Source organism: Mesorhizobium sp. ESP-6-4 (assembly GCF_020164735.1).
Taxonomy (GTDB): domain Bacteria; phylum Pseudomonadota; class Alphaproteobacteria; order Rhizobiales; family Rhizobiaceae; genus Mesorhizobium.
The window spans coordinates 71,378-94,481 of the sequence record NZ_JAIUGS010000013.1 but is presented as its reverse complement, the minus strand read 5'-3'; the positions used below and the strand labels follow the sequence as shown (position 1 = coordinate 94,481).

Here is a 23,104-nt window from a genome sequence, read left to right as displayed (position 1 = left end):
ACAAATGCCGAAGCCGCCTTGGCGCGGTTCAGCAGTTTCCACGCAGCTTTTCGCCAGATTTGACCGGATCAGCGCCGTAGATGGCTGAGCGGCACGTGGCCGGGTCCTTTGATGTTCTGCAGCACCAGTTGCGTATGGACGTCGCGCACGCCGGGCAGACGCATCAGCCGGTGCATGACGAAGGCGTTCAAGTCGTCCACCGACGGCACCAAGACATGCAGCAGGAAATCGTAATCGCCTGTCATCGTCCAGCAGGACGAGACCTCGTCCATGCGCTGCACGGCGGCGATGAAGCTTTCGGGCGAGCCGTCGCTGTGGCTGACCAGCCGCACCTGGATGAACACCTCGACGGTCAAGCCCACGGCGCGGCGGCTGAGCACGGCGGCAAAGCCCTTGATGATACCGGCTTCCTGCAGGGCCTCGAAGCGGCGCGCGCAAGGCGTGGTCGACAGGCCGATCTCTTGCGCCAGCTCCGAGACGGGCTTGCGGCCGTCGCGCTGCAGGATGTCGAGCATCCTTATCTCGAAATCGTCGAATTGAGGCATTTTTTCTCAGGCTTGCGTTGAACTGAGCGTTTTTACCCCCAAAACAGCTAGGGTGCCATAAACAAAGCTGATTTGCCTCAGCGGTCGCTTCTAAACTCCCCTTCACGATCCGCCGATCACGATCTTGAGGAGGATATGATGACGATCAGCGTTGCCGATTATGCCGCCGAATGCGCGGCGCAGGGTCTGCGGGGCGACTATTCGGTCTGCCGCAGCGATTTCACCGTGGCGCAGGGCTACGGCTACTCCGCCGAGGAGCAGGCGGTGTGGCGCACGCTCTGCGACCGCCAGACGAAGCTGACGCGGAAGCTCGCGCACCACTCGTATCTGGACGGCGTCGCGGCGCTCGGCCTGCTCGACAGGATTCCGGATTTCGATGCCGTCAGCGAAAAGCTTGCCAAGCTGACGGGTTGGGAGATCGTTGCGGTGCCCGGCCTCATTCCGGCCGGCCCCTTCTTCGATCATCTCGCCAATCGGCGCTTCCCGGTGACCAATTGGCTGCGGACGAAGAAAGAGCTCGACTACATCGTCGAGCCGGACATGTTCCACGATTTCTTTGGCCATGTGCCGATCCTGACCCAGCCGGTGTTCGCCGATTTCATGCAGATGTATGGCCGGAAGGCGGAAGATCTGATCGCGCTCGGCGGCGACGAGATGATCACGAGGCTTTACTGGTACAGCGCCGAATACGGCCTCATCCAGGAAGCCGGCCAGCCGTTGAAAGCTTTCGGCGCCGGGCTGATGTCGTCCTTCACCGAGCTGCAATTCGCGGTCGAGAGCAAGGACGCGCACCATGTGCCGTTTGACCTCGAGACGGTGATGCGCACCGGCTATGAGATCGACAAGTTCCAGCGCGTCTATTTCGTGCTGCCGTCCTTCGATGCGCTGCGCGATGCTTTCGCCCATGGCGACCTCGCCGGCATCGTGGCGCGGTTCAAGGGCCAGCCGGCGCTCGACCCGTCAACAATCTGAGGTCGGTTTTCGCCCAACCGACATTCAGCGCGGTTCAGCTGCCGACAGGCGGCTGGGCCGCTTTGTGCCTTTTTGCAATTAGTTCCCCAGCACAGGGATTTTGACCGGTTGGCTATGTTTGCGTTGGCAGATGCCATGCCTTGGCGGTAGCCGAAACGCCCACCCAGTCGTCATCCACGGGCGGAGCAAGGAGCGAAGCGACGCGCGCAGACCCGAGGATCCATTCCGTGTCGCATGAGCGCTGCCGCGGTGCAGAATTCTGCTCAGCTGCACTCTTTGATCAGAGCCACGGAATGTATTCCAGGGTCTCCGCGACGCCGCTTCGCGGCTGCTCCGCCCTGGAATGACGAGGTTGGAAGGCTTCCGCCAATCGCCAACGTCACCGAAAGAAACGGTGAAAATCGTGCCCGTCGATAAACGGCAATTTTTCAAAATCCTGCGCTGATCCTCTGGCTATGCCTTGTCAGGCTCGGGCTTGATCCTGGCCAGCTGCTCGCTCTGCAGGGCATGTGCCGCATTGATGAATGCGCAGCACGGTCGAGATCAGACGACGATCAGCTTGCCCAGATGCTCGCCGAGGCGGCAGGCGAGCGCGGTGATGGTCGTCGTCGGATTGCACTGGCCCGACGTGCAGAACACCGACGAGCCGCCGACATAGAGATTGTCCATGCCATGCACCTTGCAATTGGCGTCGACGACGCTCTTCAAGACGTCGGTGCCCATGCGGGTGCCGCCCATATGGTGGTGGCCGGCCGTTTCCTCATTGGTCGGGTAATCGCCGCCATTGCCGATCCAGTCGTCGATGCGGACGCGGCCGAGATTCTTCTGCGCCATGGTCGTGCCGAAAAGCCTGAGGCCTTCGAGCAGCGTGCGGCGCTCGAGCGGCGATTTCTTCCAGTGCAATTCGATGCGCGGCACGCCGGCGTGGTCGACATCGGACTTCGACAGCGCGATCTGGTTGGAGGCAAGCGGCGCCTGTTCCCAGGCGACGTAAAGCTGGGCGGCGCAGTGCAGCCTCTGGTCCAGCTGGGAAGACATCCATTCCGCCATATTGGGCGCCGTGCAGGCGAGATCGGCGATCAATTTTTTGACATTGGGATAGGGGCTCTCGATCAGGCGGATACCGAAATTCATGATCTGCAGCCGCTCCATCGCGGCAAGCGTCGGCGAGAAGAAGGCTTCTTTCGAGGCGTCGACCTCGAACTCCGAGTAATTGGCGAGGATGGCATTGCCGCCCTGGAAGGTCGGATGCTCCATCCAGTAACGGCCGAGCGCCGCCGCGTTCGGCACCACGCCGCCATTCGAGCGCTCATTCGACCACAACAGCAGCCGCGAGTTCTCCAGCCCGCCGGTGCAGGTGACGAAATAATCCGCCGCGAAGGTGCCGGCATCCTGGCCGTTCGACCAGAGCTTCGCGCCGGTGACGCGCTTGCCGTCGCCGGTGAGCTCGGTCGCGTAGGTATTGAGCACGACGGCGATGTTCCTGCTCTTGTCGAGCTCGTCGGCGAACTTCTCGCCGAAGCGAACCGCCGGGCTCTTGATCAATTGAACCCAGCGGATGTCGTCCGAAACCGGGACGTCGGGACGGAAATCGGGCAGCTCGAGGATATCGTGAACTTCGCCAAGATAGGGCTCGATGTCGGCGCGGCCGATCGGCCAGCCGGTGTCCGGCGCCCAGGCCTTGGGCTCGAAGTCCTGTTTGTCGAGCACGCGGCACCAGCCGGCCCAGTGATTGGACGAGCCGCCCATGAAGCGCAGCCTGGTGATGTCGAGGTCGAAATAGAAATCGCCAACCGTCTTGCCGCGGTAGAAATCCTGCGACTCATCGCTGAACTCGCGCGAACCCGCCTCCAGCACGACCACCGGGATGCCGGCTGCGCCGAGCTTCCTGGCGATCGTCGTGCCGGCCGGGCCGGAGCCGAGAATGCAGGCTTTGGGTCTGAAGCCGGCCTGCTTGTAGGCCTCGTAGCTGTCGAAGATCATGCGAGGTCGCTTCGCCGCAGGATCCAGCCATTGATCTCGACGATATCATCGGCATCGACCAGGGGTTGCTGGCTGCGGAACAGCGACAGGGCAGGCAGCGCGATCAGCGCGTGCACGATCGCGCGGCGCGACATTTTTCTCATGAACCTGCTCTCGACTGGGGCCTCGATCCACGCATGCCGTTCCTCAACGGCACATGTGCCGCCTGGGAGGCCAATTCCGTGCCAGACCCAGGTGAAAACGGCGTTACACCAGGAAGTTTAGCGCGGTTGAATATGGACATGGTTAGGGCATTCCTAACGCCTGCGGCGAGGCTTCATGCCGCCTCGGGCAATTCGCGGTCGAGGATCGAAAGATTGCGGCCGCGGCTCTTGGCTTCGTAAAGCCTGCGGTCGGCGGCGCGCATCAAATCGGATACGGTCGCGCTCTCGCCGCAGCAGACCCCGCCGATCGAAACCGTGAGCGGCACGGTCCGCTCGTCGACCGGGCGGAAACGGATCAGCTCGACCTCGCGGCGGATGCGTTCGGCGATATGCTTGGCTTCCGGTTCGCTGGCGCCAACCAGGAAAGCCGCGAATTCCTCGCCGCCGATGCGGCCGAGCAGATCGCCGCTGCGAATGCCGCGTTCGATGGCGCCGGCGATCAAAAGCAGCGCTTCGTCTCCGGTCAGATGACCATAACTGTCATTGATCCTCTTGAAGTGATCGGCGTCGATGATGAGGAGCGCGCCGCGATCGCTCTTGCGCCGCGAACCGTCGAGCGCGGCGAAAAAGGTCTCGCGGTTGAGCATGCCGGTCATGTCGTCCCGGCTTGCCTTTTCCGACAGGCGCCTGTGCGCCGCCGCGAGCTGCGCGTGAGCCCGGGCAAGCTCGCGATGAGCGTTCTGCAACCGATCGCTCTGCCAGAAGCTGCTGGCGCTGGCGGCCCAGGCGAGCACGAGCGGACAAACCGTCGACGCCAGCCAGACCGTGCGGCTCATCGGAAAGCCCATCGCCGGCATCACAATCAGCGTCAACAACAGCGAGGCAGCGACCGAAGCGAACGCCACGGCAGCGGCCCTCAAAATTATGCGACTCATCACTTGCTCCCAAGGGTCAGCTTGTGTGCCAGCAAGCGTTAAAGGCGACCTTTCCAGGACTTTTAAAATTTGAAGCGAGGCGCCATTTTCACATTTCGTGACGCGCATAAGTTGTGGATAAATCCAGCGTCGGCATGCCATAAGAAACCCATGACAACGACACCCGATCCCGCCCGCTTCGCCCATGTCACGGACTGGGTATTCGACCTCGACAACACGCTCTATCCGCATCACTCGAACCTGTTCGCGCAGATCGACGTGAAGATGACCGCCTATGTCGGCGAGCTGCTGACGCTTTCGCGCGACGACGCGCGCAAGCTGCAGAAGGAGCTCTACCTGGAATACGGCACGACGCTGAACGGGCTGATGAAGCGGCACGGCATCGATCCCGACGATTTCCTCGAGAAGGTGCACGACATCGACTATTCGCGGCTGGTGCCGGATCCGGTGCTGGGCGCGGCGATCCGCCAGCTTCCCGGGCGCAAGTTCATCTTCACCAATGGCGACCGCAGGCACGCCGAACGCACCGCGCGCCAGCTCGGCATACTGGAACATTTCGACGCCATCTTCGACATCGTGGCGGCGGGGCTGAGCCCCAAGCCGGAGCGCCAGACCTATGAGCGTTTTGCCGAATTGCACTCGGTGACCGGGCACAATGCGGTGATGTTCGAGGATCTGGCGCGCAATCTGGCCGTGCCGAAAACGCTCGGCATGACGACCGTGCTGGTGGTGCCGCGCAATTTCGAGCCGACCTTCTCGGAGATCTGGGAACGCGACCCCGCAAACGAGGACGACGTCGATTTCGTCACCGACGACCTCGCGGGCTTCCTGACCGCGATCGTCGACGTCGTGGCTTGAACGGTGTTTGCCTAGGCATGCCTCGGCGATTGGCCGAAACGCCCATCGCGATCGTCATCCACGGGCGGAGCAAGGAGCGAAGCGACGCGCGTAGACCCGAGGATCCATTCCGTGACGTATGAGCGCTGCCGCAGAATTCTGCTCCACTGCACTCTTTGATCAGGGTCACGGAATGGATTCCAGGGTCTCCGCGACGCCGCTTCGCGGCTGCTCCGCCCTGGAATGACGAGGTTCGGGCGACTTCAGCCAATCGCCGGCGTTTGCGCTGATTTCGGAAATGGGCGGTGAATATCTGGCCTAGGCCTGCGACCTTGTATCGAAGACCTAGGGCCGTCTCACGGAAACGGCGAAACGCAATTCCGGGCGGAAGACCGCTGCGCACTTTCCTGGAATTGCTCTAATCGAAATCCGGAATCGTGCCGGGCGGCAGTCCCAGTCGGCCGTTCAGCTCCTTCAAAAACCGGCACAGGTCCGGATTGCCTGCTGCTCTCGTACTGTTGCCATTACCGTCCGACGCATAGCCATTGCCGTGGCCATTGCCGCAATTGGCGTTGCCGTTGAAGCTGCCGCCATTGAAGTTGCCGCTGAAACTTCCGGCATTGCCGTTGCCGTTGAAATTGCCGCTGTTGCCATTGCCGTTGAAGTTGCCGGAATTTCCGTTGCCGTTGAAATTTCCGGTATCGCCAAGACCGTTTGCGACACCGGCCCCGATTGGAAGCTCGGCAATCCTGACCAGGGTCGAGGCGTCGGCGGCCAGGAACGCGGCAAGCAGCGTGCCCAGCGCGAGGCGGTTGCCGTCAAGCAGCCTCGCCGCCACCCGGCGCCTGCGAGGCCGGGTGGATGAGCTCAAGCCAGTCATCAGCGGTTTCCCCGGCCGTTGGAGTTGCCGTTGAAGGCGCCGACATTGCCGTTTCCGTCGAAGTTGCCGCCGTTGAAGTTGCCATTGCCGGCACCGATGTTGCTGTTGCCGTTATATTGGCCGGTGTTGGAGTTGCCGTTGAAGGCGCCAATGTTGCCGTTGCCGCTTGTCGGCGAGGTGTTGTTGTTGCCGTTGAAAGCGCCGACATTGCCGGTGCCGCTGTTGAAGGCGCCGACATTGCCCGTACCGCTGTTCTTGTAGCCGACATTGCCGCCGAAATTGCCGAGCGGGTTCATGCCCCTGACGTTCGCGCCGATGGATTGGCCGTATTTGCCGACCGCTCCCTGGACGGCCGACATGCCGAAGGCCTGGCTGCCCGTCGTGGTGTCAGCCTTCGCCGCGGTTGCGCTCAACAACCCCAGGCATAGCGCCGGTATGACGTAGCGTTTCATCTGCGAGCTCCTTCCATGGCTTAGCTTTTGAAATTGGGATCTGTTGCAAAAAGGATTGGGCGAAAAGGACTGGGACCGTCGGCGACATGTCGCGGTAGCCTTGCGCGGGGGACGGGCGCTTGGCTCGACGGTCCCAGAGCCATCAGCGTCTTTCCAAACTGAAGCTTGGCGACGCCGGCGGTTGGGCGGGACTAGTGGTTCCCGTTGCCGTTTCCGTTGCCGTTGCCGACACCGGCGTTGCCGTTGCCGTTGGCGCTTCCGTTTCCGATACCCCAGTTCCCGTTGCCGTTCAGGTTGCCGTTGCCGAGGCCGAAATTGCCGTTGCCGTTGCCGTTGCCGTTGGCGGCGCCGGCATTGAGGTTGCCGTTATAGTTGCCGTTGAAGGCGCCCATATTGGCGTTGCCGTTCCCGTTGCCGTTGCCGAAGCCGAAATTGCCGTTGCCGTTGAAGTTGCCATTGAAGGCGCCGGTGTTGGCGTTGCCGTTGCCATTGCCGTTGCCGACGCCGACATTGCCGTTGCCGTTGCCGTTGCCGCTACCGACCGAAAATGCGGATGCCGAACCGGTCAGAGCCGACAGCACGGCCGCGGCCAGGATGATCTTTCTCATGACGTTCTCCTTGGTTGGTGTTGAGCTTCCCGGCCAGTTCAAGGTGACCGGGAGGACGCCCTAAGGATGCACGCGGAAATAGCGCCCATGAATTCGGGCTGATCGGCAGGTGCCGCCGGTTTTTCTGCTGACCCCGTGTCAGGAAAAGTTGAAGCAATCGGGAAAAAACTGACAGGCATAAAGGCGTATGCTGGGTGTATATTGCGCGCAGCATCAACCCTTGTGCCTCTCCTCGCGGGCGCGGCGTTGACGGTGGAGGGTGGCATCGACACCGGCAAAGGTGAAAGCTCGGGAAAGCGCCGTGGTCTGGCGCGGCATCTGGTTGCCGTGCAGGAAGAGCAGCGCCTGCGCCTGTCGCGCGAGTTGCATGACGATCTTGGCCAGCTGCTCGCCAGCGTCGCGCTCGAATTGCACATCGTTCGCGCCGGTTCGCCGGAGATGGACGTCCGCCTCGAGCGCGCCGCGATGCTTATCGACGAGCTGAGTGCCAGGGTGCATGACGCCGCCTGGAGCCTGCGACCCGCAGACCTCGATCGCCAAGGACTCAGAGCTTCGGTCGAGGACCTGGCTACCATGCTTTGCGGTCAACTTGGCATTGCATGCGAGATGGATCTTGAAGCCCTGTCGAGCCCGCCGCCTGCCGAGATCGCGCTCATTTTGTACCGCGTTGCGCAGGAAGCGCTCACCAATATCGGCAAGCATGCCGCGCCGGGCCGCGTAAGCGTCACGGCGCACATCCAGGACGATCGGATACGCCTGACGATCGAGGATGACGGCCGCGGCTTCGACGCCAGCGCCGAACCGGGTCCGGGCCATTTGGGCCTTGCCGGAATGAGGGAGCGGCTGGCGCTGGTCGGTGGCAAATTGTCGGTTGAAACCGCCAGGGGCAAGGGGACCACCATTTACGCCGATGTGCCTCTGGCCTGCTGATCGGCGGTCCGGCCGACAAGACGCGAACAAGTCTGAAACGGCATCTTCGGCGTCAGGTGGGGTTACGTGAAGCGCTGCACATCCCGGACATTAGCGGTGGCTTACAGTCCGGCTTCATTGGGTTAGGCGGGGGATGGCTTACCCGTTGCGGCCGTTCAGGCCGCCAGAACAGACGGGCGTCCCGCGCCAGGCGGGCCAGTTGCCTAGACCATCAAGGACAAGAGGACCCTTTCCGCGTGACAGGGCCTTTGGCAGACTGATGGAGGTTAAGGTGTGCTGCAGGCGCATATTCGTGGTCGATGACCATCCGATCATCCTGTCGGGGGTCGGCGCGATGATCGACAGCCAGGACGATCTGACGATCGTCGGACTGGCCGGAAATGCCGAGGATGCCCTTGAAGGGATCGGCAAGACGCTACCCGATGTCGCCGTGGTCGACATATCGCTTCCGGGCGTCAACGGGGTCACGCTGATCGAACGGCTTGGCGAACGCTTTCCCGAGGTCAGCTGCATAGCGCTGACGGCGCATGAGGACCCAGGCTGCCTGCGCCAGGTGCTTGCGGCCGGCGGACGCGGCTTCGTGGTCAAGCGGTCGACGGCGACGGACCTGCTGCAGGCCATCCGCTGCGTATTGGCCGGCGACAACTATGTCGATCCGGCGCTCGCCGCGCGTATATTGAGCCCGCGCGGCGCCACCCAGGGCGGTCCCGGCAATCTCAGCGAACGGGAACGGTCGGTCATCCAGCTGGTGGCGCTCGGCTACAGCAACAAGGAAATCTCGTCCCGGCTCAACCTCAGCATAAAGACGATCGAGACCTACCGCACCAGGGCAACCGAGAAGCTCGCGCTGCACTCACGGGCGGCCATCGTGCGTTTCGCGCACTCGAATGGCTGGCTGGTCGAGCTGCCGGCGTAGGCAGACCGGGCAGGTTTGTCTTCCCGCCCTTAAAGCTTGTAGAAGCGGCGGATGATCTCCCAGGCCTCTTCGGCCGTGTCGACGAAATCGATGATGTCCTGGTCGCCGGGCGAGATCGTGCCCTGCTCGGCGAGGAAATCGAGATCGATCGCCCTTTGCCAGAACGCCTTGCCGAATAGGATGACCGGGACGCGCTCCATGCGTCCCGTCTGGATGAGCGTCAGCGTCTCGAAGAACTCGTCCATCGTGCCGAAGCCGCCCGGAAACACCGCGACCGCCTTGGCGCGCATAACGAAATGCATCTTGCGGACGGCGAAGTAGTGGAAGTTGAAGCAGAGCTCCGGCGTGACATAGGCGTTGGGCGCCTGCTCGTGCGGCAATACGATGTTCAGCCCGATCGACGGCGCGCCGACATCGTCGGCGCCGCGGTTGCCTGCCTCCATGACGCCGGGCCCGCCGCCGGTAACGACGACATATTCACGATAATAGGAGGTGGCCGACTGCTGCGAGCACAGACGCGCGAATCTGCGCGCTTCTTCGTAATATTTGCTGTTCGCCTCGAGGTTCTTCTTCTGTGTCTCGTTCTTGGCCGCCCAGGCTTCGCCGCCGGGTTCCGGCAGGCGGGCGCCGCCGAACAGGATGACCGTCGAATGAATGCCGCGTTCGGCCAGGATCATTTCCGGCTTCAGGAGCTCGAGCTGCAGCCGCACGGCGCGCAATTCGCGACGCGTCATGAACTCGGGATCGTTCCAGGCCAGCCGGTAGGTCTCGGCACGCGTCTGCGGGGTATCCGGCACGCCTTTCGAGCGCTCCAGATCCTCGTCCGAATGCGGCAGCGGCGTCCACCCTGCCTTTTCCATGGGAGTCATCGAATCCACCCGTCCAATTCCTTCACTTGCGCCGTCCCGTGCCGCAGGCGCGATTGACCCCCATTGAGCCTTAACATAGGGTCCGCGCGACTTTTAAACAGGTTAAGGCGTGGCCCCTTAACAGCTTGGTAATGGAGCGAAATCATGTCGAAGCCCGATCTGGCGAGCCTCGAAAGAACCATCGAGAAGGCCTTCGAGGAGCGCGACGCGATTTCGACCGCGACGCGCGGCGAGACGCGCGACGCCATCCAGTCGGCGCTCGACCTGCTCGACCGCGGCGTCGCCCGCGTCGCCGAACGGCAGGACGACGGCAAGTGGCACGTCAGCCAGTGGCTGAAGAAGGCGGTGCTGCTCTCCTTCCGGCTGAACCCGATGGAGATCATCAAGGGCGGTCCCGGCCAAGCCGTGTGGTGGGACAAGGTGCCGTCCAAGTTCGACGGCTGGAGCGCCGTCGATTTCGAGAAGGCAGGCTTCCGCGCCGTGCCGTCCTCGATCGTGCGCCGGTCGGCCTATGTCGCGCCGGGCGCCGTGCTGATGCCGTCCTTCGTCAATGTCGGGGCCTATGTCGATACCGGCACCATGGTCGACACCTGGGCTTCGGTCGGCTCCTGCGCCCAGATCGGTAAGAACGTGCATCTTTCCGGCGGCGTCGGCATCGGCGGCGTGCTGGAGCCGATGCAGGCCGGCCCGACCATCATCGAGGACAATTGCTTTATCGGCGCGCGCTCCGAAGTGGTCGAAGGCTGCATCGTTCGCGAAGGCTCGGTGCTCGGCATGGGCGTGTTCATCGGCCAGTCGACCAAGATCGTCGACCGTGCCACCGGCGAGGTCTTTTACGGCGAGGTGCCGCCGAACTCGGTGGTCGTCGCCGGATCGCTGCCCGGCAAGCCGCTGCCCAATGGCGAGCCGGGCCCGAGCCTCTACTGCGCCGTCATCGTCAAGCGCGTCGACGCCAAGACCCGGTCGAAGACCTCGATCAACGAATTGCTGCGCGATTGATCCTCCACGACGGAGCGGAAGCCATTGGCTGAACGATCGCAATTCCTCTGGCTGTTCTTCAGCCTTTCGGGGCGGCTGAGCCCGGTCGCCTATGCGCTGGCCGGGATTTTGCTGGTCCTTGTCCAGTTTTTCCCGTTCTACCAGTTCGCGCGGGTGGAGCTGAACACGACCGCCAGCCAGAACTGGGCCATGATATGCTGGGGCGTGCTGCTGATCTCGGCCTGGGCCACGTTCGCGGTGACGGCGAAGCGCTTTCATGATTTCGGCAAGCCGACCTATTTTGCGCTGATCTCGCTCATCATCGGTCCCATCCTGCTCATCATCCTGGCCTGTTTCCGCAGCGATCCCGGACCGAACCGCTACGGCAGGCGCACCAACGCCCCGGGTGATAGCTGAGGTCGCATGCGCTATCGCACGCTCGACCCGGCGCGGATCATCGAGACGGCGCAAAGGCTGGAGGAGCGCGTCGCGGAGCGTTTCCCGGAGAGGGGCCTGCGCGCCGTTGCCGCCGAACTGGTGTCGCTGTCGCAAGACCTCACCAAGGCCGCCAAGGAACTGGAAGCGCCGATCTGGTGGCTGCGCGGCGCCATCGTCGCGGCCTTCGTCGCCGGCGTGGCGATGTTCCTGTTCGTCGGCACCATCCTGCCGCTCGACCGCATTTCGGGCGCCGACGATGCCGTGCAGTCGATGCAAGGCATCGAGGCGACGATCAACACGGTCATCCTCGCCGCGCTCGGGCTGCTGGCGCTGATCCGCGCCGAGGAGCGGATCAAGCGCAAGAAGGTTTTCCGGCAGCTGCACGGGCTGCGCTCGCTGATCCATGTCATCGACATGCATCAATTGACCAAGGATCCGGCAACCTTGTCGGCCGATTTCAAGCCGACCTCGCACTCGCCCGCCCGCATCACCGACGCGGCCGACCTGGCGCGCTATCTCGACTATTGCTCCGAAATGCTGTCGATTGCCGGCAAGGTCGCGGCGCTGTTCGCGCAATCGGTCAATGACGATGTGGTCGTCAATGCCGTCAACGATATCGAGAATCTTAGCTCCAACCTGTCGCGCAAGATCTGGCAGAAGATCACGCTGATCGATGACCGCCGCCGACCGCTTCCGGCCCGAGCCCGGGCGGACCGCGCTTTTCCGCTTCCGCCTGACGCACCAGCGCGGTGACGCGTTCGTTGATCGGCGTCGGGGTGCCCGTTTGCCTGGCCAGGCGAATGACGGCGCCCTGTAATTCGTCGATCTCGGTCGGGCGGCCGCGTTTCAGGTCGTCCCACATCGACGAGCGCGCCTGAGGGTCGATCGCAAGCATGCGGCGCGCCAGAAGCCCGAACAGCCAGTCGGGCAGCCGCAGCACTTTCGGCAGCAGCGACGGCGGCAGGCCGGTGATGCGCGCCGGCGCTATGCCCGCCGCTCGCATCGCGGCGAGCGCCTCATCGATCTGGCCGGCCAGGATGACGCGCCAGCTTCGGTCGGCCAATTGCTTCGCCAGAGGCAGGTCGGAAAGCGCGACGAGGGCATTGTTGAGGTTCATCAGCAATTTGCCCCACTGCACCGCCTTCATGTCGGCGCGCGCTTCGACGGCAAGCCCATCGACGTCGAGCAGATCGACAAGGCCGTCGACGCCGTGGTCGATCATCACCTCGCCCTGGCTGGCGCGATGCGCACGCAACGGCGCCTCGCCATCGGGCGACAGGACGACGTTGAACATCACCGTGCCGGTCAGCACCCGCCGTCCAGGAAGCGCGGCGCGCAGTCTGTCCGCATTGTCGACGCCGTTCTGCAGGCTGACCACCACGGCATCAGCGCGTCCGTGGGCGGCGATCAGCCCGGCCATCTCCCCGGTCGCGCCGCTCTTCACCGTCACCAGGATGACATCCGCATCGGGGAGCGCTGCCGCCGGATCGTCGGTGGCCGAAATCGCTTGCGCTTCGATGCGGCGTTCGTGGCCATCAAGATCGCTGACGCGCAGCCCGCTTTCGCGCATGGCCGCGACGACATGGCCGCGGCCGAGGAAGACGACCTTGCGTCCGGCGAGCGCCAGGCAGCCGCCGACATAGCAGCCGATGCTGCCGGCGCCGGCTATTGCGATCGTCTTCGTTTCACGGACCATGCACTCGTCCTCGCTTGGCCGCCACCTTACTATTAGGCATGTCGTTCTCCCAGAACTGCCGCACACTTGCGGGCGACATGCATTTACCGCCATGAAAACCATATTGTCGGCGGCATGAGCGGCGATCATCTGCCACCGTGACACGACAAACGCTTTCGACTATCGCTTTGCCCATGACATTGCCTACCGATCCCGCCGCGAATCTTGCCGCCCTGATCCGCTGCCCGTCCGTGACGCCCGCCGAGGGTGGCGCGCTTGCGGCCCTTGAAGACATGCTGAAGCCGCTCGGCTTTTCGGTCGAGCGTCCAATCTTCTCGGAAGACGGCACGCCGGACATCGAAAACCTCTATGCGCGGCGCTCGGGCAACGGGCCGCATCTGATGTTTGCCGGCCATACCGATGTGGTGCCGGTGGGCGACGAGGCGGCCTGGACGCATCCGCCCTTCGCCGCCGAAATCGCCAATGGCGAGATGTACGGCCGCGGCGCCGTCGACATGAAGGGCGGCATCGCCTGCTTTATCGCCGCGGTTGCGCGCCATGTCGCGCAGAATGGCGGCCCGAAAGGCTCGGTGTCGCTGCTGATCACCGGCGACGAGGAAGGTCCGGCCATCAACGGCACCACCAAGCTGCTCGACTGGGCAGCGGCCAAGGGCGAGAAGTGGGACGCCTCGATCGTCGGCGAGCCGACCAATCCCGATGCGCTCGGCGACATGATCAAGATAGGCCGGCGCGGCTCGCTGTCGGGCAGCGTGACCGTCAACGGACGCCAGGGCCATGCCGCCTATCCGCAGCTTGCCGACAATCCGGTGCGTGGCCTGATGAGCCTGGTCGACGCGCTGCTCCATCCGGTGTTCGACAAGGGCACGAAGGATTTCCAGCCGACCAACCTCGAAGTGACGTCGATCGATGTCGGCAATGCGGCGACCAACGTCATCCCGGCGAAGGCGACGGCCATTTTCAACATCCGCTTCAACGACACCTGGGACGCCGAATCGGTCCAGGCCGAGATCCACAACCGGCTCGACCAGGCCGCCGGGCGCAAGAAATACCGGCCGGGCAAGAAGGCGCCGGTCGACTACGAGCTTGTCTGGCGCGACCGGCCGAGCCATGTCTTCCTTACCCGCGACGACAGGCTGATCGATACGCTGAGCGGTTCGGTCAAGGCGGTGGTCGGCAAGAGGCCGGCGCTCTCCACCTCCGGCGGCACTTCGGACGCGCGCTTCATCAAGGATTATTGCCCCGTGGTCGAGTTCGGGCTGGTCGGCAAGACCATGCATATGGTGGACGAGCGCGTCGCGCTTGCCGATCTCGAGACGCTGACGCAAATCTACGAACGCTTTATCGAAGACTGGTTCGGACAAGGCCTTTCGTGACCATGCTTTCGGCAGACGAAACCTATGCTTCGCTGGCCGGCGCCTGGCGCCTGATGTTCGGCAAGGCTGATGGCCTGCGCCTGCTCGACCTTTCGGCCGACGGTTTCTGGAATTCCTTCTTTGCCATCGTCGTGGCGGCGCCGGCGCTGATCGTCGGCTGGGTCGGGATAGCCAATGAGGTCGGCGACCCCGATGCCTTCGCCGGGCGCCTCGGCATGCTGGTAAGGCTGGCGACCGTCGATATCGGCTCCTGGGTGCTGCCGCTGGTCGTGCTTGCGCTGGTGGCGCCGCGCGCCGGCATCGGCGGCCGCTTCGTCCACTATGTCGTCGCGTCCAACTGGGCGTCGGCAATCATCGCCTGGCTGATGCTGCCCTCGGCGCTGCTCAGGCTGCTCCTGCCTTCCGCCAGCGAGGTCAGCAGCCTGGTGTCGCTGGCGCTGTTCGCCCTGTCGATGGTGCTGACCTGGCGCATGACCAACACAACCATCGGCAAAGGCGCCGCGGTGGGCACGGCCGTGTTCATCGGCATGTTCGTCGCCTCGCTGCTGGTCCTGTTCGGCCTGCAGGCGCTGCTCGGCATCGACATACCGGACGGCACGACGGGTTGACGTTGCAGCGGGGGCGGCTGTTTCCAGAACAGTCGCTTCGGATTTGAATCCACCCTCGTTTTTCACCATTCAAAGTCAGCGCTGCCCATCACCTGCCTGCCGGCATCCTCTCCCCGTATGGTGACGGGGAGAGGAGCGCCGTCATCCGCGGCTTCGCCAATTGCTAACGGTGCAGGAAGGAAGCCGGCGCTGCGGCCAGCCCCTTCTCCCCGTCACTATACGGGGAGAAGTGCCCGGCAGGGCGATGAGGGCAGCGCCGACGCCGACAATTCCCGTCTCCAGCACAAGTTCGAAGCTGAAACAATTGCCTCGCGTCATTGGCGGAATGAGAGGCTTTCACTTGGCCGTCTCTGTCTCCGGGTAATCCACCCCGACAAGAAACAACCCGTCCGGCGGCGCTACCTGGCCGCAGGCGGCGCGGTCGCGCGCTTCGAGCGCCGCCTTGAGATCGGCGGCGCTCCAGGAGCCGTCGCCGACGCGCTTCAGCGAGCCGACCATCGAGCGAACCTGGTTGTGCAGAAAAGAGCGCGCCGAGCTGCGCAGCTCGATGAAGTCTCCATCGCGGCTGACGTCGAGGCGGTCAAGCGTGCGGACCGGGCTTTCGGCCTGGCACTGGGTTGAGCGGAAGGTGGTGAAGTCATGCTTTCCGAGCAGCACCTTGGCCGCCTCATGCATGGCCTCGGCGTCGAGCCGCTTCGGCACCCACCAGACCTTGCCCTTTTCCAGCGCCGCCGGCGCCCGGCGATTGAGGATGCGATAGAGATAGTGGCGGCCGGTGGCCGAAAACCGCGCGTCGAAACCGTCGGCGACGACGGCAGCTTTCAGGATGGCGACACGCGTGCCGGCCGCATGCAGATGCGCGTTGACGGCGTCGCGCACCTTGTCGCCCGACCACGCTTTGGCCAGGTCGACATGGGCGACCTGCGCAGTGGCGTGCACGCCGGCATCAGTGCGGCCGGCGGCACGTATTCTTACCTCTTCGCCGCAGAACTTCTCGATCGCCTGCTCGATCGCCTGCTGCACCGAGGGCTGGTCGGCCTGGTGCTGCCAGCCGGCGAATTGGCTGCCGTCATATTCGATATCGAGCCGAAAACGCGGCATGCTGCGGCGCTTGCCGCTCGCCTAGGCGGCTAAGGCGGTGAAGGCGGAAGCGTAGACCAGTCTGCCGGTCTCGGGCGCGTCACCCCAGGCCAGCGCCTGCAGCGCCTCGCCCTGGTACTCGCTCTCGAACTTCTCGGCACGGGCATGGCTGTAGCCGAAGCGGCCATAATAGACCGGATCGCCCAGCACCACGGCCAGCATCTCGCCGGCTTCCTTGAGGCGGACATGCGCCTCGCGGATCAGCGCGCCCCCGATGCCGGTGCCATGGAACGACGGCTCGACCGCCAGCGGCGCCAGCGCGACGGCGGCGAACTGCTTGGTGCCGTTCTGAACGAACAGTCGCGAGAAAAGAATATGGCCGACGATCTGCCCGTCTTCCTCTGCAACCAGCTCGACGACGGCATCGCCGCCGGTGACAAGCGCGTCGACCAGGCCGGCTTCCGCCTGCTGGCCAAAGGCATGTTCTTCGACGAGGCGGATCGCCTCGCGATCCCGCGGCGTCGCCGCGCGTATCGACATCATGCTCATGTGAGTTTCGTTCCTTTTTCGATCTTGGCTCCGCGCAAAAACTCCTGCGCGGTGGCAGGCTTTCCGCCCGCCCGTTGAACTTCGACCAGCCTGACCGCGCCTGTCCCGCAGGCGACCGTCAGCCGGTCATCGAGAATTCCTCCCGACTCGCCGACGCCATCCGAGAGCGTCGAGCGAAGCAGTTTCAGCCGCTCCATGCGGCCGCCAATGTCGACCTCGCACCACGCGCCCGGAAAGGGCGAGAGGCCGCGAATGTGATTGTGGACTTCGCCAGAAGGCCGCGTCCAGTCTACGCGTGTCTCCGATTTATCGATCTTTCGGGCGTAGGTCACCCCTGCCGTTGCCTGTTGGGTAAATGTCAGACAATTTATCCCCAACTGCGCAAGCGCCTCAACCATCAGCGAAGCGCCTTGAATCATCAGTCGGTCATGCAATTCGCCGGCTGTCATGTCGGGCGCGATGGCGACTTTTTCAACCATTGCCACCGGCCCGGTGTCCAGACCCTCTTCCATCTTCATGACCATCATGCCGGTCTCGGTATCGCCGGCCATGATGGCGCGCTGGATGGGAGCAGCACCACGCCAGCGTGGCAAAAGCGAGGCATGGCCGTTGAGGCAGCCCAGCCTTGGCGCGTCCAGAACGGCTTTCGGCAGCAGCAGGCCATAAGCGACGACGACGGCGACATCGGCCTGCAAGGCTGCGAAAGCCTGCTGCTCGGTCTCGCTTTTCAGCGACGTCGGCGTCCGAACGTCGAGCGCCAGCCGCTCCGCCTCGCGCTGCACAGGCGAGGGCGTCAGTTCCAGCCCGCGCCGGCCGGCGGCGCGCGGCGGCTGGGTGTAGACGGCCGCGATCTCGTGGCCGGCCTCGGCGATGGCGCGCAAGGTCGGCACTGAGAAATCCGGCGTGCCCATGAAGATGACGCGAAGCGGCATGACGGATGTGCTCCTGTTCCTACCGCCCGCTTTGGCGCTTGCTTTCGCGAATCTCGATCAATCGTCGAAATCGCGGCCGAAATCGCGCTTCCTCTGAGCCTCGATCTCATTCATCATATCGGCAAACTCGTCGCTGATCGCGTCTTGAGACACGAATGCGCTGCGGATCGCATCCCATGTGGAGACTTGTGGCTTTGGGCCAGGTTCAGGAATGTTGCTGATCGGGGTGTCGCCCATCGAAACCTTCGACTGATATCATGATCCAGGGTTCTTTCAGGCGCGGAAAGGCGTCGCCTAGCCCACCATCTTGCCCGGCGCCTTGTCCTTGGCGAGCTTCTTGAACTTCCGCACCACCATGTCGCGCTTGAGCTTCGAGATGTGGTCGATGAACAAAACGCCGTTGAGATGGTCAATCTCGTGCTGCAGGCAGGTGGCCATCAGGCCTTCTGCCTGCATCTCCTGCAGCTTGCCGTCGCGGTCGAGATACTTCACCCGCACCGAAGCCGGGCGCTCGACCTCGGCGTAATAGTCGGGGATCGACAGGCAGCCTTCCTCATAGACGGACCGCTGGTCGGAACTTTCGAGCACTTCCGGATTGATGAAGACATGCGGCTGAGGCTCCTCGCCTTCCTTGGCAAGGTCTATGACCAGCAGCCGCCGCGGCTCGCCGACCTGGATCGCCGCGAGGCCGATGCCCGGCGCGTCATACATGGTCTCCAGCATGTCGTCTGCGAGCTTGCGCAAATCGGCATCGACGCGCTCGACCGGCTTGGAAACCTGGCGCAGGACGGGATCGGGAAGGATAATGAGCGGCTTGATCGACATGGCGTCTCACCTAAGACCTCGCTTGAAAAGCGTCAACCGGGGCATCTTTGACCTGTTCACGTTTTGATCTGTGCCAGGAGGCCGAATCGGTTATGCTGCCCAAATGAACGACATGACCTCCGTCCTTTCCGAGCCCATCGCGCGGCTTGGCGCCACGACCGTGACGCTTGGCCAGGCGCTGGCTTTCGGCGCGATCCTTCTGCTTGCGCTGTCCGTGGCGCTCGTCGTCGCCTTGTGGCGCGCGGCCGGGGTACGCGCGGCGGCGGCTGCCGAAGCCGCCGACCATGCCCGCGATGCTGAGGCGAGGATGGCCGACATCATGCAAGCGCAGGCCGAGATGCAGGGGCGCATGGGGGCGATCGCCGAGGTGTTCGGGGCGCGGCAGGCCGAGCTCACCCAGTCGCTTGGACAACGGCTTGACGCCATGACCGGGCGCCTCGGCCAGACCATGGCCGAGCAGACCAGGTCGACGCATGAGAGCCTGGCCAAGCTGCAGGAGCGGCTGGCGGTGATCGACACCGCGCAAGGCAACATCCAGTCCTTGGCCGGCCAGGTCGTGCAGCTGCAGGCTATCCTCTCCAACAAGCAGACGCGCGGCGCCTTCGGCCAGTCGCGGATGGAAGCGATCGTCGCCGACGGCCTGCCGCACGGCGCCTACGAGTTCCAGGCCAGCCTCTCCAACGGCAGCCGGCCCGATTGCCTGGTGCGGATGCCCAACGGCGCGCCGTCACTCGCCATCGACGCCAAGTTTCCGCTGGAGGCGTGGAACGCCATCCGCGCCGCCGAGGGCGAGGCCATGCAGAAGGCGGCGGCGCAGGCTTTCCGCCGCGACATCGAGGTGCATATCCGCGATATCGCCGAAAAATACCTGATCCAGGGCGAGACACAGGACACCGCCTTCATGTTCGTGCCGTCGGAATCGGTCTTTGCCGAGATCCACGAGAATTTCGAGGCGGTGGTGCAGAAGGCGCATCGCGCCCGCGTCGTCATCGTCTCGCCCTCGCTGCTGATGCTGTCGATCCAGGTGATCCAGGCGATCCTCAAGGACGCGCGCATGCGCGAGCAGGCGCATCTGATCCAGGGCGAGGTCATCCGCCTGATGGAAGATGTGGGTCGGGTCGACGAGCGGGTACGTCGGCTGCAGACACATTTCGGCCAGGCGGCGCGCGACATCGACGACATCCTGGTGTCGACGTCGAAGGTGACCAAGCGCGGCCAGAAGATCGAGGCGCTGGAATTCGCGGAAGGCGAGACCGAGGCCGCACGAGGTGCCGCGCCAAAGGCCGAAGGCGGTTCGCGGGTAGCAGACTCCAAGACGGGTCAGCTCAGGCTGCGCGTCGTCGAGGGCGACGAGTAGTCGCTCGACGCCGACGTTGGAACGACCGATTCTTCCTTCGCTGGCGAGGTCGCATCCCTTGGAGATTGTCTGGAACGCCGATCACTTGCATGCCATGAGGCTAACGCATTGAGACGGCTAAGAATTTTGCTCCGCCGAGCCCCTCATATCGGTCACGGCATGGATCTTCGGGTCATGCCCGAGGATGACGAAGGCGCGAAACAGTCAGCCAATCGCCGAGGCTTCCGTCAACGGGCCGATCCGACAGTGCTACTGCTCCTCGATGGTCGCCATGCCTTCAAACTCCGGCAGCCAATGCAACGCCGAGCGGTGCCAGACCTGTCTTCTCGGCACCAGTTGGTCGCGCTGGCGCGCCGTCCCCACCCTGATGCCATAGATTTTCGGTCCGTCGCCAACCGACGTCGCATAAAGATGCGACCCGCATTCGCCGCAAAACCCCTGTGCGCGCTTGGCCCCGCTGGATCCGGTCTTGATATAGACTTTCGGTGTGCCCTTGGTAATCCGGTAATGCTCTTCCGGCGCGCCGACGGTCACGCGAAAGGCCGTGCCGGTCAGCTGCTGGCAGTCGGTGCAGTGGCAGATCGAGGTCTTTTCCGGATCGACCTCCGCCTCATAGGCGATCGCGCCGCAATGGCATCCGCCGTCGATCTTCATAGGCCTTCCTCCTGACAAGTTCGCGCTGTCAAAATCTATCCCTCCTCCGAGGCCTCGGCCATGGCCTTGCGCCGCCGCTCCCATGTGCCAGTTGCCTGCGGCTTGACGAAGAGCCTCGATATTTGCGGCATTTCCTTCTTGAGCCTGGCTTCCAGGCGCTCGACGCAGGCCTCGATATCGGGCGCGCTGAGATGATCCTCGAATTCGATGCTCAAGCCCGCGACGATTTCCTCCGGCCCGATATGGACGCTCAGGATTCCGTTCGCGCGCTGCACCGCCGGATCGTCCTGGACGATCGCCAGCACCTTCTTCTGCACTTCGGATGAGGCAGGTTCGCCAAGCAGCAGCCCTTTGCTCTCGCGCGCCAGGAAGATGGCGGTCGCGCCGAGGATGATGGCGATGCCGATCGAGCCGAGGCCGTCGAGCTCGGGGATTTTGAGAAGCTGGGCCGACAGGATGCCGGCGAAAGCGACTGCCAGCCCGAGCAGCGCGGCGCTGTCCTCGAACAGCACCGTGTAGACGCTGGGATCCTTGCTCGATTGCACGGCCTGCAGCCAGCCTTGCTTGCCCTTCTGCTGCCGGAACTCCTTCAGCGCTAACAGCCATGAGCTGCCTTCGAAGACGAAGGAGAGGGCAAGCACGATGTAGTTGACCTTGGCGTTGACGAACGGCTCGGGCGCCATGATGTGGATGACGCCTTCATAGAAGGAAATGCCGGCGCCGAGCGCGAACACCAGAAGCGCCACGATAAAGCTCCAGAAATAGAGCTCGCGTCCGTGGCCGAGCGGATGGGTGCGGTCGGGCGGCCGTGCGGCGCGGCGCATGCCGTGGAGGAGCAGCGCGCCGTTGCCGGTGTCGACCAGCGAATGCACGCCTTCCGACAGCATGGCGGACGAACCGGTGAGGGCGGCCGCCGCGAATTTGGTCGCCGCGATCGCCAAATTGCCGGCGAGCGCGGCGTAGATCACCCGTCTCGACCCGCTATGTCCTGCCATGCGATCTCCGAGCTGCCCCGCGCCCGAGCCTAGCGGCCCGCCTCACAGACAATGCACCAGCCCGTGCGAGGTTTCGAACCGCGCTGTGCCCGGAAATCGGTTGACAGCCGGTCGACCGGCTTCGCAAAGCAGCACAGCCTCTTGCAGCCGGGCATTTCTCTTGTTTCACTCGCACGTCCACAATCGGAGGAGCGAATCATGGCTAAAGGTGCGATGAAGGCGGGCAAGGAAGCCCGCAAGCCGAAGAAGGACGCCAAGAAGCCCGCCGCGGCCCCGGCTCCGAAGGCGCCGCCGGTCAAGGCGTTGCGTATCAAGGAAAAGTAAGCGGCCGAATTCGGCCGACCCGGCTCAATGCTGACTTTGAACCGGCGGCATGACAATGCTGCCGGTGTTTTGTTGATCGAGGCCACCCCATATCAAAGGGCGAGGACGACCTCGCTTCCCCGAAAACCGGCCGGGACGACCCGCCGCCAAGCATCTCAGGCGATGCTGGAATGACGGAGTGTCTTCGATGTCCTGGATTTTTCTTTTCTTCGCCGGCCTGTTCGAGATCGGCTGGGCCATCGGCCTCAAATATACCGACGGCTTCTCCAAGCCGCTGCCGACCCTTCTCACCATCGCCTCGATGATCGTAAGCCTCGGCCTGCTCGGGCTGGCGCTGAAGACGCTGCCTGTCGGCACGGCCTATGCGGTGTGGACCGGCATCGGCACCGTCGGCACGGCGCTGCTCGGCATCTGGCTGCTCGGCGAGCCGGCGACGATCGTCCGGCTCGCCTGTATCGGCCTGATCGTCTGCGGCATCGTCGGGCTGAAACTGGTCGCCTAGCCTGCTATCCGTAGCACAAACACGTTCAGGGCCGCTTTCGGCGACCCTGACTTAATGTTCCAACGAATCCGAACCTAGCGGGCGGAGAAGCCCGGAGGCGTACGGCCGACACGTGCCTTGCGGGCGGCGTAGCGTGCGTCACGCTTGGCCTTGCGCGCGGCCTCATCGGCAAGCTCGAAAGCGATGCGCTCGGATTCCTCGGCCTCGCGGCGCTTGGCCTCTTCGGCCGCCGCCGCTTCCGCGGCAAGACGCGCCGCTTCGGCAATCGCCTCGCGCTCGGCCTTCTCGGCCGCTTCGCGTGCCAGCTTTTCCTGCTTCAGCCTTGCCTTTTCCGCCTCGCGGATGGCGCGGGCCTCAAGGATCGCCTTGCGTTCGGCCTGGCGAGCCAGCACTGTCGGATCATCCGCCGCCGGCTTTGCCTTGAAGCGCTCGAGCAGCGCCTTCTTTGCCTCGTTCGCGGCATTGCGCCGCTCGAAAATGTCTTTTTCCCTGTAGATAGCCAAGTGTACTTCCCTGCAGTCTATTCGCGACGCTTACATACGCGTGAAAGCGGTAAGTTCAAGCGCCAAAACGGTATGGCAGCCATGAAAAATCCGGGCTTGTTGCCGCAGGGATACGGCCCGGCAGCACGATGCACTGTTCACAGATCGCGCGTCTGGCGGGCAGAACGGCGGATGGCTACCTCTAGCGCCGACAGCAAAAGCCCACGTGAACATTGAGGAC

The 23,104-nt window shown here is 63.7% G+C and carries 29 protein-coding genes; 12 read left to right on the top strand and 17 right to left on the bottom strand.

Going from position 1 to position 23,104, the window contains the following annotated elements; translation table 11 throughout:
- Positions 1–68: 68 nt before the first annotated feature.
- A complete protein-coding gene (locus LB523_RS21350) occupies positions 69–545 on the bottom strand; it encodes an Lrp/AsnC family transcriptional regulator (RefSeq protein WP_095769494.1) in 477 nt (158 codons plus the stop codon).
- Positions 546–680: 135 nt separating this feature from the next.
- On the opposite strand from LB523_RS21350, the gene phhA reads away from it, so the two are divergent.
- Complete coding sequence (phhA, locus tag LB523_RS21345; RefSeq protein WP_224606698.1) at positions 681–1,517, top strand: phenylalanine 4-monooxygenase; 837 nt, start codon at positions 681–683, stop codon at positions 1,515–1,517.
- Between the two features lie 543 nt (positions 1,518–2,060).
- Here phhA and LB523_RS21340 read toward each other — a convergent pair.
- The 3 genes from LB523_RS21340 to LB523_RS21330 all read right to left on the bottom strand — a co-directional run bounded on the left by LB523_RS21340 (position 2,061) and on the right by LB523_RS21330 (position 4,578).
- Complete coding sequence (locus LB523_RS21340) at positions 2,061–3,500, bottom strand: GMC oxidoreductase (protein ID WP_224606694.1); 1,440 nt, start codon at positions 3,498–3,500, stop codon at positions 2,061–2,063.
- On the bottom strand, positions 3,497–3,643 hold the full coding sequence (locus LB523_RS21335) for a hypothetical protein (RefSeq protein WP_224606690.1): 147 nt from the start codon (positions 3,641–3,643) through the stop codon (positions 3,497–3,499). The genes LB523_RS21340 and LB523_RS21335 overlap by 4 nt, the downstream gene beginning before the upstream one ends.
- A gap of 173 nt (positions 3,644–3,816) precedes the next feature.
- The gene (locus LB523_RS21330; protein WP_224606757.1) at positions 3,817–4,578 is read right to left on the bottom strand and encodes a GGDEF domain-containing protein; all 762 of its coding nucleotides are present in this window, start codon (positions 4,576–4,578) and stop codon (positions 3,817–3,819) included.
- A gap of 150 nt (positions 4,579–4,728) precedes the next feature.
- Between LB523_RS21330 and LB523_RS21325 the strand changes: the two genes are divergently transcribed.
- Entirely contained in the window at positions 4,729–5,436 is a 708-nt protein-coding gene (locus tag LB523_RS21325; RefSeq protein ID WP_095769490.1) for a pyrimidine 5'-nucleotidase, read from the top strand.
- A gap of 397 nt (positions 5,437–5,833) precedes the next feature.
- On the opposite strand, the gene LB523_RS21320 is transcribed toward LB523_RS21325, so the two are convergent.
- The 3 genes from LB523_RS21320 to LB523_RS21310 all read right to left on the bottom strand — a co-directional run bounded on the left by LB523_RS21320 (position 5,834) and on the right by LB523_RS21310 (position 7,355).
- Positions 5,834–6,295, bottom strand: coding sequence for a hypothetical protein (locus LB523_RS21320; protein ID WP_224606687.1), 462 nt, complete (start codon positions 6,293–6,295; stop codon positions 5,834–5,836).
- Entirely contained in the window at positions 6,295–6,747 is a 453-nt protein-coding gene (locus tag LB523_RS21315) for a hypothetical protein (RefSeq protein WP_224606684.1), read from the bottom strand. Before LB523_RS21315 ends, LB523_RS21320 begins: the two co-directional genes overlap by 1 nt.
- Positions 6,748–6,938: 191 nt before the next feature.
- A complete protein-coding gene (locus LB523_RS21310) occupies positions 6,939–7,355 on the bottom strand; it encodes a hypothetical protein (RefSeq protein WP_176477154.1) in 417 nt (138 codons plus the stop codon).
- A gap of 222 nt (positions 7,356–7,577) precedes the next feature.
- On the opposite strand from LB523_RS21310, the gene LB523_RS21305 reads away from it, so the two are divergent.
- Together LB523_RS21305 and LB523_RS21300 are read left to right on the top strand one after the other, a co-directional pair.
- On the top strand, positions 7,578–8,285 hold the full coding sequence (locus LB523_RS21305) for a sensor histidine kinase (protein ID WP_224606681.1): 708 nt from the start codon (positions 7,578–7,580) through the stop codon (positions 8,283–8,285).
- A gap of 292 nt (positions 8,286–8,577) precedes the next feature.
- Complete coding sequence (locus LB523_RS21300; protein WP_246680236.1) at positions 8,578–9,201, top strand: response regulator; 624 nt, start codon at positions 8,578–8,580, stop codon at positions 9,199–9,201.
- A 29-nt stretch (positions 9,202–9,230) separates the two neighbouring features.
- Here the strand turns inward: LB523_RS21300 and LB523_RS21295 are convergent, their stop codons facing one another.
- A complete protein-coding gene (locus LB523_RS21295; protein WP_095769522.1) occupies positions 9,231–10,070 on the bottom strand; it encodes an LOG family protein in 840 nt (279 codons plus the stop codon).
- Between the two features lie 144 nt (positions 10,071–10,214).
- Here LB523_RS21295 and dapD point away from each other — a divergent pair, with 144 nt between their 5' ends.
- The 3 genes from dapD to LB523_RS21280 are packed head-to-tail and all read left to right on the top strand — an operon-like array spanning position 10,215 to position 12,239.
- The gene (gene dapD, locus LB523_RS21290) at positions 10,215–11,069 is read left to right on the top strand and encodes a 2,3,4,5-tetrahydropyridine-2,6-dicarboxylate N-succinyltransferase (RefSeq protein ID WP_224606678.1); all 855 of its coding nucleotides are present in this window, start codon (positions 10,215–10,217) and stop codon (positions 11,067–11,069) included.
- Between the two features lie 24 nt (positions 11,070–11,093).
- A complete protein-coding gene (locus tag LB523_RS21285) occupies positions 11,094–11,465 on the top strand; it encodes a DUF805 domain-containing protein (RefSeq protein ID WP_140635861.1) in 372 nt (123 codons plus the stop codon).
- Between the two features lie 6 nt (positions 11,466–11,471).
- The gene (locus tag LB523_RS21280) at positions 11,472–12,239 is read left to right on the top strand and encodes a hypothetical protein (protein ID WP_224606675.1); all 768 of its coding nucleotides are present in this window, start codon (positions 11,472–11,474) and stop codon (positions 12,237–12,239) included.
- On the opposite strand, the gene LB523_RS21275 is transcribed toward LB523_RS21280, so the two are convergent.
- Positions 12,148–13,182 (bottom strand): 2-dehydropantoate 2-reductase, encoded by a 1,035-nt coding sequence (locus tag LB523_RS21275; RefSeq protein ID WP_224606673.1) that lies wholly within the window; start codon positions 13,180–13,182, stop codon positions 12,148–12,150. The two genes, LB523_RS21280 and LB523_RS21275, sit on opposite strands and share 92 nt — an antisense overlap.
- Positions 13,183–13,355: 173 nt before the next feature.
- On the opposite strand from LB523_RS21275, the gene dapE reads away from it, so the two are divergent.
- A complete protein-coding gene (gene dapE, locus LB523_RS21270; RefSeq protein WP_224606669.1) occupies positions 13,356–14,555 on the top strand; it encodes a succinyl-diaminopimelate desuccinylase in 1,200 nt (399 codons plus the stop codon).
- 2 nt (positions 14,556–14,557) lie between these two features.
- Positions 14,558–15,163 carry a transporter gene (locus tag LB523_RS21265; protein WP_140845368.1) on the top strand — a complete coding sequence of 202 codons (606 nt, stop codon included), beginning with the start codon at positions 14,558–14,560 and terminating at the stop codon, positions 15,161–15,163.
- 336 nt (positions 15,164–15,499) lie between these two features.
- On the opposite strand, the gene truA is transcribed toward LB523_RS21265, so the two are convergent.
- From truA to def, 5 genes are read right to left on the bottom strand one after another with little or no spacing between them, the layout of a single operon-like run.
- Positions 15,500–16,264: a tRNA pseudouridine(38-40) synthase TruA gene (truA, locus tag LB523_RS21260; protein ID WP_224606666.1), complete on the bottom strand. Its 765-nt coding sequence runs from the start codon at positions 16,262–16,264 to the stop codon at positions 15,500–15,502.
- 21 nt (positions 16,265–16,285) lie between these two features.
- Positions 16,286–16,792, bottom strand: a complete 507-nt coding sequence (locus tag LB523_RS21255; RefSeq protein WP_224606663.1) for a GNAT family N-acetyltransferase — start codon at positions 16,790–16,792, stop codon at positions 16,286–16,288.
- On the bottom strand, positions 16,789–17,724 hold the full coding sequence (gene fmt, locus LB523_RS21250; RefSeq protein ID WP_224606660.1) for a methionyl-tRNA formyltransferase: 936 nt from the start codon (positions 17,722–17,724) through the stop codon (positions 16,789–16,791). Before fmt ends, LB523_RS21255 begins: the two co-directional genes overlap by 4 nt.
- A 57-nt stretch (positions 17,725–17,781) precedes the next feature.
- Positions 17,782–17,961: a hypothetical protein gene (locus LB523_RS21245; protein WP_224606657.1), complete on the bottom strand. Its 180-nt coding sequence runs from the start codon at positions 17,959–17,961 to the stop codon at positions 17,782–17,784.
- Positions 17,962–18,018: 57 nt separating this feature from the next.
- The gene (gene def / locus LB523_RS21240) at positions 18,019–18,549 is read right to left on the bottom strand and encodes a peptide deformylase (protein WP_040984875.1); all 531 of its coding nucleotides are present in this window, start codon (positions 18,547–18,549) and stop codon (positions 18,019–18,021) included.
- 103 nt (positions 18,550–18,652) lie between these two features.
- Between def and LB523_RS21235 the strand changes: the two genes are divergently transcribed.
- Positions 18,653–19,906, top strand: a complete 1,254-nt coding sequence (locus tag LB523_RS21235; RefSeq protein WP_224606655.1) for a DNA recombination protein RmuC — start codon at positions 18,653–18,655, stop codon at positions 19,904–19,906.
- Between the two features lie 249 nt (positions 19,907–20,155).
- On the opposite strand, the gene LB523_RS21230 is transcribed toward LB523_RS21235, so the two are convergent.
- On the bottom strand, positions 20,156–20,560 hold the full coding sequence (locus LB523_RS21230) for a GFA family protein (protein ID WP_140845317.1): 405 nt from the start codon (positions 20,558–20,560) through the stop codon (positions 20,156–20,158).
- Positions 20,561–20,595: 35 nt separating this feature from the next.
- Positions 20,596–21,555: a cation diffusion facilitator family transporter gene (locus tag LB523_RS21225; protein ID WP_224606653.1), complete on the bottom strand. Its 960-nt coding sequence runs from the start codon at positions 21,553–21,555 to the stop codon at positions 20,596–20,598.
- A gap of 198 nt (positions 21,556–21,753) precedes the next feature.
- On the opposite strand from LB523_RS21225, the gene LB523_RS29290 reads away from it, so the two are divergent.
- Positions 21,754–21,879: a hypothetical protein gene (locus LB523_RS29290; RefSeq protein ID WP_095769470.1), complete on the top strand. Its 126-nt coding sequence runs from the start codon at positions 21,754–21,756 to the stop codon at positions 21,877–21,879.
- A 187-nt stretch (positions 21,880–22,066) separates the two neighbouring features.
- Complete coding sequence (sugE, locus tag LB523_RS21220; protein ID WP_140544826.1) at positions 22,067–22,381, top strand: quaternary ammonium compound efflux SMR transporter SugE; 315 nt, start codon at positions 22,067–22,069, stop codon at positions 22,379–22,381.
- A gap of 74 nt (positions 22,382–22,455) precedes the next feature.
- Here sugE and LB523_RS21215 read toward each other — a convergent pair whose 3' ends face one another.
- Positions 22,456–22,884, bottom strand: coding sequence for a DUF6481 family protein (locus LB523_RS21215; protein ID WP_095769468.1), 429 nt, complete (start codon positions 22,882–22,884; stop codon positions 22,456–22,458).
- Between the last annotated feature and the right edge of the window lie 220 nt (positions 22,885–23,104).

What these genes read in the sequence shown, in the direction of transcription:
- LB523_RS21235 (WP_224606655.1), top strand. Translation starts at nt 18,653, where the DNA reads ATGAACGACATGACCTCCGTCCTTTCCGAGCCCATCGCGCGGCTTGGC.
- LB523_RS21295 (WP_095769522.1), bottom strand. Translation starts at nt 10,070, where the DNA reads ATGACTCCCATGGAAAAGGCAGGGTGGACGCCGCTGCCGCATTCGGAC.
- LB523_RS21325 (WP_095769490.1), top strand. Translation starts at nt 4,729, where the DNA reads ATGACAACGACACCCGATCCCGCCCGCTTCGCCCATGTCACGGACTGG.
- LB523_RS21340 (WP_224606694.1), bottom strand. Translation starts at nt 3,500, where the DNA reads ATGATCTTCGACAGCTACGAGGCCTACAAGCAGGCCGGCTTCAGACCC.
- LB523_RS21335 (WP_224606690.1), bottom strand. Translation starts at nt 3,643, where the DNA reads ATGAGAAAAATGTCGCGCCGCGCGATCGTGCACGCGCTGATCGCGCTG.
- fmt (WP_224606660.1), bottom strand. Translation starts at nt 17,724, where the DNA reads ATGCCGCTTCGCGTCATCTTCATGGGCACGCCGGATTTCTCAGTGCCG.
- LB523_RS29290 (WP_095769470.1), top strand. Translation starts at nt 21,754, where the DNA reads ATGGCTAAAGGTGCGATGAAGGCGGGCAAGGAAGCCCGCAAGCCGAAG.
- LB523_RS21280 (WP_224606675.1), top strand. Translation starts at nt 11,472, where the DNA reads ATGCGCTATCGCACGCTCGACCCGGCGCGGATCATCGAGACGGCGCAA.
- LB523_RS21255 (WP_224606663.1), bottom strand. Translation starts at nt 16,792, where the DNA reads ATGAGCATGATGTCGATACGCGCGGCGACGCCGCGGGATCGCGAGGCG.
- dapE (WP_224606669.1), top strand. Translation starts at nt 13,356, where the DNA reads ATGACATTGCCTACCGATCCCGCCGCGAATCTTGCCGCCCTGATCCGC.
- LB523_RS21310 (WP_176477154.1), bottom strand. Translation starts at nt 7,355, where the DNA reads ATGAGAAAGATCATCCTGGCCGCGGCCGTGCTGTCGGCTCTGACCGGT.
- def (WP_040984875.1), bottom strand. Translation starts at nt 18,549, where the DNA reads ATGTCGATCAAGCCGCTCATTATCCTTCCCGATCCCGTCCTGCGCCAG.
- dapD (WP_224606678.1), top strand. Translation starts at nt 10,215, where the DNA reads ATGTCGAAGCCCGATCTGGCGAGCCTCGAAAGAACCATCGAGAAGGCC.
- LB523_RS21245 (WP_224606657.1), bottom strand. Translation starts at nt 17,961, where the DNA reads ATGGGCGACACCCCGATCAGCAACATTCCTGAACCTGGCCCAAAGCCA.
- LB523_RS21230 (WP_140845317.1), bottom strand. Translation starts at nt 20,560, where the DNA reads ATGAAGATCGACGGCGGATGCCATTGCGGCGCGATCGCCTATGAGGCG.
- LB523_RS21330 (WP_224606757.1), bottom strand. Translation starts at nt 4,578, where the DNA reads ATGAGTCGCATAATTTTGAGGGCCGCTGCCGTGGCGTTCGCTTCGGTC.
- LB523_RS21225 (WP_224606653.1), bottom strand. Translation starts at nt 21,555, where the DNA reads ATGGCAGGACATAGCGGGTCGAGACGGGTGATCTACGCCGCGCTCGCC.
- LB523_RS21315 (WP_224606684.1), bottom strand. Translation starts at nt 6,747, where the DNA reads ATGAAACGCTACGTCATACCGGCGCTATGCCTGGGGTTGTTGAGCGCA.
- LB523_RS21265 (WP_140845368.1), top strand. Translation starts at nt 14,558, where the DNA reads ATGCTTTCGGCAGACGAAACCTATGCTTCGCTGGCCGGCGCCTGGCGC.
- sugE (WP_140544826.1), top strand. Translation starts at nt 22,067, where the DNA reads ATGTCCTGGATTTTTCTTTTCTTCGCCGGCCTGTTCGAGATCGGCTGG.
- LB523_RS21320 (WP_224606687.1), bottom strand. Translation starts at nt 6,295, where the DNA reads ATGACTGGCTTGAGCTCATCCACCCGGCCTCGCAGGCGCCGGGTGGCG.
- truA (WP_224606666.1), bottom strand. Translation starts at nt 16,264, where the DNA reads ATGCCGCGTTTTCGGCTCGATATCGAATATGACGGCAGCCAATTCGCC.
- LB523_RS21350 (WP_095769494.1), bottom strand. Translation starts at nt 545, where the DNA reads ATGCCTCAATTCGACGATTTCGAGATAAGGATGCTCGACATCCTGCAG.
- phhA (WP_224606698.1), top strand. Translation starts at nt 681, where the DNA reads ATGATGACGATCAGCGTTGCCGATTATGCCGCCGAATGCGCGGCGCAG.
- LB523_RS21275 (WP_224606673.1), bottom strand. Translation starts at nt 13,182, where the DNA reads ATGGTCCGTGAAACGAAGACGATCGCAATAGCCGGCGCCGGCAGCATC.